Source organism: Psychrobacter sp. Pi2-51 (assembly GCF_904846665.1).
Lineage (GTDB): Bacteria > Pseudomonadota > Gammaproteobacteria > Pseudomonadales > Moraxellaceae > Psychrobacter > Psychrobacter glaciei.
This window is the reverse complement of sequence record NZ_CAJHBP010000054.1, coordinates 1-2,629: the sequence shown is the minus strand read 5'-3', so window position 1 is coordinate 2,629 and position 2,629 is coordinate 1. Positions and strand designations below refer to the sequence as shown.

At 38.1% G+C, this 2,629-nt stretch carries 2 protein-coding genes; both read left to right on the top strand.

Features of this window, described 5'->3' with window-relative positions; genetic code table 11:
• Positions 1-394 precede the first annotated feature (394 nt).
• Complete coding sequence (locus JMY08_RS13835; RefSeq protein WP_201593755.1) at positions 395-1,363, top strand: OmpA family protein; 969 nt, start codon at positions 395-397, stop codon at positions 1,361-1,363.
• Between the two features lie 58 nt (positions 1,364-1,421).
• On the top strand, positions 1,422-2,629 hold a 1,208-nt coding region (locus JMY08_RS13830; protein WP_227679698.1), incomplete at its 3' end, for an Ig-like domain-containing protein.

Below are 2,629 nucleotides of genomic sequence, written 5' to 3'. Positions count from 1 at the left end.
ATCTAATAGATTTTGTCTTATATTATAGAATTTTTAAATAAAAAATAGAAATTTTTTTTTTTTTTTTTTGTAAGTATCTTTTGCATGTTATTACTTCTAATAATAATTTTCTATAATTTCACCATTATGTAATAGCTCATTATGGTTAATGGCAACTCATTATGCTTACGAATAATAATGGAGCTACAATGTTTAATAAAAAATATATGGTTGCATTATGAGTAAATGCGAATATAATAAAATTAACGATACAGTAATGTTTGGTTGATTATTGTGTTCTTTAAAGTCATGTTTTTATTATTTAGGAAGTCCAGCTGATCCTAAAAAATGGGTCTATATAATGATAGGAAAAATGTTTATATACTGGACATTCCATTAACTGGGATCAGATACTATGGACAGAATAAGCGTATTGTTATCGACTACATTATTTTTAGCAATTGGACTTGTAGGCTGCCAGACTGTAAAAAGTGGTCAGATTTTATCTACTGCTGATGGTAGCCAAAACATTAAGCAGGCTACTTGGAAAAAAACAGGAGAGATATTTAATCTGCCAGACAATAGTATTCTGACATCTAAAGAAAGTCGAATCGTTTTTATTCATGAGTTAAACGATAATGATTCAAATATCATTAATATAGGCATTGGTGCTGATAATGAATTTCAAACCAGTCTACAAAATGGAAGTTATTCAGATGTCGTTATTTGTAGCGGTTCTCAACTCATCAATGTAGAAAAACTAAATAAAGACAGTGAGGAAGTTCTTTCTTACTCCAAAACCTATCAATTTACCCCTCAAACGACGAGTTATTTAATAGTTGGTCTATCAACAGCTGGCAATCCTGTTGTACAGCAGATACCACCTGATGAGGCCCTGCTATTATTGAATCAAAATACTCGTCAAACTCATCAGATCAGTCGTATTTTATCAGACTGTACAGCAGAAGCCCCATCTGAAATTCTTATACAGAAACCTATCGCGGTTTCTACGATAAAAAATCCAGTAGAAATTAAAAATTCTGCACAGTTTAATGTGCTTTTTGATTTTGATAGTGCAGGTATTAAAAACAATCAATCAAAAGTATTAGATAGTATGGCCAATTTTATTAAATCCTATCCAAAGATGGCAGTTACTTTGGAAGGTCATACAGACAATACCGGTGCTGAACGTTATAACTTAAAGCTTTCTCAGTCTCGTGCAAGCATGGTTAAAGATATTTTAGTAAATCAATATGATATAGAAGCTATACGTCTGAGCAGTGTAGGGTATGGCGAAACAATGCCCGTCGATACCAATACTACCGAACAGGGTCGTCAAAATAACCGCCGAGTTGTTGCTATTGTTAGTAAAGGAAATAATTAACTCATGATTCTATATTGGTATTTATCTTATTTAGAATTAATTACTCAAGGATGATTTTATGAGCACTATCACTATTAAAGTAAATGACCAAGTAAAAACTATTACTGAGCACAAAGTTATTACACAAGATGGCAAACCTACAACAATCAAAGCCATCGACAAAGTTAACTATGAGCTCTTTGATGAAACAAGTGGCTACGCTCCAGACCATATTATTACTAAGCGTATAAATAATGATATTCATGTTTCTTTTGAAAATGACAGTTTAGAACCAGATTTGATTATTGAAGGTTTTTACGATGATCCTAATAGTGCATTAATCGGTATCGCCGAAGATGGTAGCTATTATTATTATATTCCTGATACGGGAGAGGTAGCAGACTATGTTACTGAGCTTCAATCAGGTGATATTGAAGGTCAGGCACTAGGTGGAAATACACAGGCTACACCTTGGTGGGTGGGCGCGACAGGAGCTGAAGGTTTTAGTGTATTACCATGGTTGGTCGGTCTTGCAGGCGTAGGCGTATTAGGGGCAGCTTTGGGTGGTGGTAATGATGACGATGATGATAAACCAGTGGACACCACTGCGCCCGATGCACCGACCAGTATAGTGGTTGGTAATGATGACGGTTTTATCAATGATGCTGAGATTGATGATAATGGTATGGTTGATGTCGTGGTTGGACTGCCCGCCAATGCTGTCATTGGTGATACCGTCATTGCCAACGGTGTTGAGAAAGTCTTAACGGCAGATGACATCACCGCAAAACAAGTTACCGTAAAAGTACCTGCTCCGGCAGAGGGTGACACGCTTGATGTCACAGCGACTATCAAAGATAAAGCTGGTAATGAATCAGACCCATTGACTGAAACAGTTGGCGTGGTTGACACCACAGCACCTGATGCACCAATCATTGAAATCAACGAAGACGGTACTGAAATCACAGGTACAGGTGAGCCTGGTGCCACGATTGAAGTAGATACTGATAGCGATGGAGAACCTGAATACACCACAACAGTTGATGAAAATGGCGACTACGTCATTGACACTAGTGCTGACCCATTAGTGAATGGCGAAACCATCACAGCTACGGCAACTGATGAAGCTGGTAATGAAAGTGATCCTGCGACGATTATTGCAACTGATATAGATGATGGCGACGCTGACGCTGACGCTGACGCTGACGCTGACGCTGACGCTGACGCTGACGCTGACGCTGACGCTGACGCTGACGCTGACGCTGACGCTGACGCCGACGCTGACGC

Coding starts and splice junctions, on each gene's coding strand:
- JMY08_RS13835 (WP_201593755.1), top strand. CDS start 395: ATGGACAGAATAAGCGTATTGTTATCGACTACATTATTTTTAGCAATT.